The sequence below is a fragment of the Sodalis-like endosymbiont of Proechinophthirus fluctus genome (assembly GCF_001602625.1).
Lineage (GTDB): Bacteria > Pseudomonadota > Gammaproteobacteria > Enterobacterales > Enterobacteriaceae.
Window position 1 is genome coordinate 20,638 of sequence record NZ_LECR01000022.1, and the last position, 7,270, is coordinate 27,907.

Here is a 7,270-nt window from a genome sequence, read left to right on the forward strand (position 1 = left end):
CCGATAGTCAGCTGTACCAGCATCAAGACTGGAAGAATAGGTGCCGAAATAGCACTTGGAGGCGATATCCGGCGCGTTGGACATCATGTACCAGTCGATATCGTCATAGCAGAAAACAGACAGCGAGGGCGCCAGTATTACAAACAGCGCAATCAATAGCAGGATAAGCAAGCTAGTCAATGCCGCTTTGTTATGGATGAAGCGCCGACGGGCGTCGGTCCGCAGGCTGCGATCCTCCCTCCCTTCCAATTGTTCACTGCATTTCTCCAGAGCTTCGCTATTTTTTACTTACAATCATTTGCGCGCTCTAGAGTCAATAACAGACTTTCGGGTTGATAACCGCATACAGGACATCAACAATGGCGTTAAACAAGATGGTCAAGGTGCTTACCAGAATTGTCAGCCTCAGCACCAGCTCTTAATCGAGATTAAGAGCGCCGTTCACAAACAGCTGGGCGATCCCTGGCAGACCATAAATTGTTTCTATTACCATCGAGCCGGTAATAATACCAACAAACACTAGCCCATGTACGAAATAGCTGGCAGAGACGCCGCAGCTTTCAAGGCGTGGCTTAAAATAATCCGCCGCATCGGCAACCCTTTCCCTTTGGCACGCGAAGGGCGGATAAAATTGGAATGTAGTGCTTAAATTATCGAACTGCGGGTTATGTGAGCGATGCTAGCTATCTATCTCGCTTTGCCATCATAATAAAATGGCTGCCTGCCAGCGACTGGAATGGCGGCCATCCCAATTTATTATTTTGCCGATAGTCGTGCTTTCTCTGGCCCTTTTCTCTGACCTATTAATAGGCATCACATTGGCAATAGGCGTCACATTGGCATTCTGTTTGAGGGCCGCCACGACTTCCCGCAGCTACCCAAACCACCACCGCCAGCAAAAATGCCGCCAGACTGAGCTTGGCCGAGACGGGGAATGAGTTGGCCACCAGATCGTTGACCGAGCAGTCTTTAATATTTAAACGACGGGCCGAAATCACTACTCGCCGGTAAACATGCTATCTGGCACCAGACGCATCATAAAAAAATGAGATTGTGATTCAGAGTGAACAGCGTTGGAATCGCTTCCAGCAGTCGTCGAAGAATAAACTTTACCATTACCAAAACTATAACATAGTAGTAGACGATAAAGTGTTTGCAGGACAAAAATGGTATGACCACCAGCGGCCTGCTCTGTTATCACTCGTCAAATATCCTTGTTATTTGATAATGAATAGATCTTTATAATACACATTATCCAGAGAATCTTTACCAGTATAACCCATACGTAAATTTTAACTAAACTGGCTTACCATAGTAATACACCAGGACGATTGCCGAGTCTTTATCCAACTGTTTTTCCACCTGCTGATAGAATCTGGCTATGACATCTTCCTAACCGGCCTGCAGGGCCTGGACAATCAAGTTTGTCAAATACCGGACTCTTTTAATGGATTCTGTTATCGGAGTTGTTGGAGTTGTATAATATTCAAGAAAGATGTAAGTTCATTATAATCCGCACACTAGTCGGCTCGTGCGACGTCTAAATTGCTCTGATGGCGGGTGTCCAGGAAAGTTTTCCATTCCTGATTCTCAAACTTCACACTCATTGCCCAGGTTCTTTTTCCAGATGAACGCCACGGCGATAGCCAGTTTTTTATGCAGATCTAAGGTGTTGTACAGTAAATCAAAGGTCAGCAGTTTATTTTTATGTAACTCGCCTCGGCCAATAATTTACACGCCTCTTCGTTGCTCTTCTCCTGCGACCCGCCAAAACATTCCGCATCCGTCAGCATGGCACCGTCGGTGTAGGGGCGGCGGCGTAAAGCCGTAAGCTAGCAGGATTACCCTGCGCTTTCACTTTGTTGACGATGATATCGCGATCCAATCTGAACTTCAGCGCGGTATGAACGCGCACCAAGTCCACTGAGGCGAACGAAGCGGGGTATTATTATGATATTCAGTATTAACCCTGGCACGTTGAACAAGGCGTATCACCGCCGTAAAAAGGTCGCGACGGCAATCCAGGAACACGCCTTGGCAATGCGCGTGGCCTTTATCATTGTGATTTCAACTGCAATAGTCCAATATATCAAATAATTAATCTATCCTAACGGCATCTTAAACACAAAAGGTAAATATATTAATGATAATAATTATCTGAATTTCATCGTGATAAGTCCCTTGAACGCGAAAGGTTAAAAAACTCTACCGTGCAGGGTACTAATTTTTATATGGCTGAAATATCTTAAAAATTTTTTCTTGCCATACGCCACGCGGAAATTATCCCCTACTGCAAAATGGTGCACGCTTTGATTTCTCAAGGTGCAATCTGTCTTATTTCAAGACCGGGTTTCCCTGCGTAAATAATTCACGCGGCGAAACACGCGCATTTTTCCCGCTGCCAGCTCAACAAGCCAGCGCTTATCTTCCCCTATCGATACCGGATAGAGCGTCGCCCTACCTGACGTCTGATTCTTTCCGAGCGGCTAGTGGCATTTCCTTTTAGCGTTTACCGTTTAACGTTTACTGTTTACCGTTTAGGCATTCGGTGTTCGACATTCGACTTACAGCATCTGTAGTCAGGCGTTGACGGTTGACGCTTGCTTGGTGCTTGGTGTTTGGTACTAAGTGCTTGCTGTTTTCCGTTCGATATTGCCATTGACCAGCGGCGTTTAAAGTTTAAGTCAAAGAAGCCATCCTTAACGGGCCCGGTCTGTTCTTGTCGGCAATGGCCACCAGATCCCCCTATCCAGGCTGCCCCGGCAGAGTCTGCTGAGAGCAGAGCCCCGAATTACCATCATGGTTTGATGGCTTGCGATCCGGTAACGCCCGCCAGTATCTTTCGCTAGCCTGACGTCCCCTGTTGCGCCCGATATAGCTCGACTGCCACTATTGCGAGCGATAATCTGCGCGGCGGCTGCCATTGGGCCTACTAGCTGCCATTGGGCCTACTATTAGTTGCACCCTGCCGTTAATTGCATCCTACCGTTGCCCTTGATAGGCTCTAATGAAGACTGGTTAAGTAAAACGCTATGACAAAAAAAGGTCAAAAAAGCAACGGGTCATATAAAATATGAACGAGAAAATCTGTTATATAATTGTCAACATAAGACCTATTTGACTCCAATATTCCTGATATTGCAAACGCCACTGCACCGCTTGTAACGGTTGCTATCAATGAATCGGTTAATCACAGCCCGCCGCCGGCAGCAGGCCCAGTGTAGCGCGCCACGCGCTTAAAACGTCAACGGCGGGAGCACCACTACCTTTAGTGTAGCACCACTACCTTTAGTGGCCCTGCGCTGATATCCCGTGGCGTAAATGGCACAGGCGTTGAAGGAAATACCCCTCCTGCCAACTGTGTCGTCAATGGACCCATATGGCGTATAAAAAATATTGTCAGGATCATCAACAACATAAATCGGGGTAAAAATTTTAATGCATAACTTATTAGTGTTGGTAAGAAAATATTCTATTCCTATAGCATGTCATTAGCAGTAGTAATATAGGCCATCGTTTGATCTTTCTCTTACAGCAATCACTTCAAGTTATGATCAATAACGGTTTATTCTGCTTAGTAGCCAGATAAATAAAATTACTATACTCTCTCAAGAGTAATTAGTTTTATTTTTAAGCGCATTCTATTCCTTTTACAATTCTTTATTTTCGCAGTTCGGAAACGAAAATTTTTTCATTATATTATAGTTATTAACCACTAGATGAATACGATGGATCAAAGATATTTTTTAGGTAAAAAACCGTTTTTTGTTGGAGATGAAATGTATCATCTTACATTTTTTATTTCTGATCACATATTCATCGTTATATACCAAGTAAGCTTTGCATTAAGGAAGCGAATAATGTAATTAAGATAATAAGACAGTAAATCAAAAGATGTTAATGATGGCGAACTGAAGACTAGTTAAGTAAAACGCCATGACAAAAAAGGTCAAAAAGCAACGTGTCAAATGACAGATGAAAGAGAAAATTTGTTATATAATTGTCAACACAAGACTTATTGTTTAAATTATTTAACATATTTATCGCAATTTTTAACTTTAATTAAGAGAGCAATATGGTTTTTACTAATGTCGATGAAATCAATACATTATTACACTGGTATGAAAATCACAGTGCGAATATGCCAATTTTACCCAGAAACAGGTAGACAAGATTTCCCGTGCGACTGCTTTGGCCGCGGCAGATTCCCGTATTCCGCTCGCCGAAATGGCGGTGGCTGAATCCGGTATGGGTATCGTAGAAGACAAACTCAACTTCAACCTCTACTTCAAGGTGCCCATCAACCTGAAAAAACCAGCAATGGGATGATCATCTTCTCGCCGTATCCCTGTGCCAAAAATGACACCAACAAAACTGCCGACATCGTGTTGTACGCTACCATTGCTGCAGGGACAGCCCAAGGATTCATCGACTGAATCGATGAATCGTCATTGGAGCTGTCCAATCAGTTGATACACCATACGGATATCAACCTGATCCTCGCCACTAGCCGACCGGGCATAGTGAAAGCCGCTTACACCCGACATCGGCGTCAACACCGGCAACCAACCCCGCCGTGATGGATGAAATTGTGGATATCGAACGCGCCGTTGCCTCTATCCTTCCTTATATCGAAAACCTTCGATAAGGCGTTATCTGCATCTCTGAGCAATCTATGGTCGTGGTTGAAGCACTGTATGATCAGGCGCGCGAACGTTTCGCCAGCCACGGTGGCTTATAGCTGAGCGGGCTAGGAGCTGAATGCAGTTTCTGACATCATTCTTAAAAATGGTGGTCTTAAAAGGTCACAAGTCGGCGGCGAAAATCGTCGAAATGACGGGTCAGTACGTACTGAGCAATACTAATCCTGATTGGCGAAGTCAATAAGGTGGATAAGTCTGAACCCTTTTCCTACGAAAAACTGTCGCCTACCCCTGCCAGGTATCTCGCGACGGGATTTCGAGGACACAATGGAAATCGCTGAAAAATTTTGGTGGCGATGGGCAGTTTTCGCCACACCTCCTGTCTCTATACCAATCAGGACAACCAAAGCGAGCGCGTAAAATTTACGGCGACAAGATGAAAACCGCGCATATTCGTATCAATACGCCAGCCTCGCAAAGCGGGCATCGGCGATCTGTATAACTTCAATCTGGCCCCGTCGCTGACTCTAGGGTGGTAACTAGATTTTCGAAAACGCAGGCCAGAAACACCTCATCAATACCAAAACTGTCGCTAAGCGAGCTGAAAATATGATGTGGCATAACATTCTGAAATATATCTATTTCGTCGCGATCCTCTTCCGATTGAGTTTGAAAAAGTGTCCAGCTATGGTGCCAAACGCGCTTTTATCGTGACCGACCGCTACCTGTTCAATAATGGCTATGCAGATTAGATTACCTTAGTGCTGAAAAAACAAGATATTGAAACCGAAGTATTCTTTGAAGTTGAAGCAGACCCTGCCTTAAGCATCGTGCGTAAAGGTACGACGCAGATGAACTCCTTCAAGCCGGACATCATTATCGCCCTAGAGCGGGAGTTCACCGATGGATGATGCCAAAATCATGTGGGTGACGTATGAACATCCGGAAAACCATTTTATGAGTTGGCGATAAGCCTTATGGATAACTGTATCTACAAATTCCCGAAAATGGGCGTGAAGGCGAAAATGATCGCCATTACTACCACCTCCGTCACCGGTTCTAAAGTCACACCGTTCGCTGTGGTGACCGATGATGTCACCGGCCAGAAATACCCCAATGGCTGACTATTATGCCCTGCCGCCGGACATGGCGATTGTCGACGCTAATCTGACCATAAAATATGCCTAAATCCCTGTGCACCTTTGGTCTGGATACGGTGACCCACACCCTAGAAACCTGCGTTTCCATAATGATGACAGAATTCTCCGACGACCAGACGCTGAAGCTTTTGAAGGAGTATCTATCCGCCAGCTACCGTGGCGGCGCCAAAAACCCGATCGCGCGGGAGTGTATACATAAACGCCGCTACCATTGCCGGTATCACGCTTGCCAACTCCTTCTTCTGGGTGTATATTACTCAATTGCCCATAACAAATTGAGCTCGGAATCCTACATTCCCCATGATCTGGACAATGCCATGCTGATAAGCAATATTATTCGTTACAACGCCAAGATAATCCGACCAAGCTAGTACGATCGTCCGAAGGCACGCCATCGCTACGATGAAAATAGCCGATCATCTGGGGTATTAGGAGCCGTAGCGGGCAACTTACACTGCGTAGAAAATTTAAAAACCGCTGCAGTAGCTGGATGAAATTAAGCTTAACTCGGTATCCAGACAGACGTCACTTCGTAAAGCTGGCATACAAGAAGCATCCTTCCTATCCAAAGTGAATAAACTGTCGGAAGACGCCTTCGACGATCAGTGCACCCGGCGACAACCCGCGCTATCCGCTGATTGCCGAATTGAAGCAAATCTTGCTAGATAATACCTACTACGGCTGCAGGTTCGTCGAACCCTTCGACAAGTCGTAGAAGTCGTCATCGAGCCCCGCCTCGCCGCATGGGATGTTAAAGTTAGAGCTCTGGCGTCCAAGAGCGAAGAGAAAGCGAAGAAAGTTACCAGTTGACTGGTCTGAGGCGCAGTATTTTGCTGTGCCGCGGTTAACCAGTCTCACTAGAGGGCCGTAACGGCCCTAAACCACCCCACCGTGGGTTGACTTCCTGTGGTTTTTTTCTGTAACATACCGGCGGTAAAGGCATCGCTTATGCAGAACGCCGTTTTGCGCGCCCGGGGAAAGACGCTGTGTTATAGTGCGCCACACAGGAGAGACATAGCTGCCGCCGTGGGGCGCACAGCAGGAGCAAAGACGTGGTCTGAAAATGGAATACTCCTGCCAATCTTCGTGGCAGGTCACGCGGGGAAACTGCGGCGTCCGGCAAGGCGGTACCGATCCCGCTTTCTGAACGTAACGCTCACGGAGAGAGCGTCAAGCTATCGCTAACCACGGACAGCATACAACGGCTATAGGGCCCTAGGCGGGGGGTCATCTTCGCCATCCTCCTCTAAATGCGGCTTCGAGTACGCATAATACCTACTGGTACGCATAATACCTACTGGCATGAACAGGTAAGCGTGGTACCCTTGCCGTACCAAGCAGAGCCTAAGTCAACAGCTCAGCTAGGCGTTCTATCCTCACCTCATCAGGGTTGCTCCCCTGGGATAACCGGGAGACAGAGCGAGTATCGACACTTTTCACAAGGCCAAACAGCGCTAAACGCCTCCG

General features: G+C 46.5%; 4 pseudogenes. 1 reads left to right on the plus strand and 3 read right to left on the minus strand.

Going from position 1 to position 7,270, the window contains the following annotated elements:
* From BG74_RS16000 to BG74_RS16005, 3 pseudogenes are all read right to left on the minus strand, one after another.
* Window positions 1–270: pseudogene (locus tag BG74_RS16000) on the minus strand (peptide ABC transporter permease); the annotation flags it as partial.
* A 43-nt stretch (window positions 271–313) separates the two neighbouring features.
* Window positions 314–1,116 (minus strand): annotated as a pseudogene (locus BG74_RS20275) (ABC transporter permease subunit).
* Window positions 1,117–1,217: 101 nt separating this feature from the next.
* Window positions 1,218–1,915 (minus strand): annotated as a pseudogene (locus BG74_RS16005) (ABC transporter substrate-binding protein); the annotation flags it as partial.
* A 2,160-nt stretch (window positions 1,916–4,075) separates the two neighbouring features.
* Between BG74_RS16005 and BG74_RS20280 the strand changes: the two are divergent.
* Window positions 4,076–6,613, plus strand: a pseudogene (locus BG74_RS20280) (iron-containing alcohol dehydrogenase).
* Window positions 6,614–7,270 lie beyond the last annotated feature (657 nt).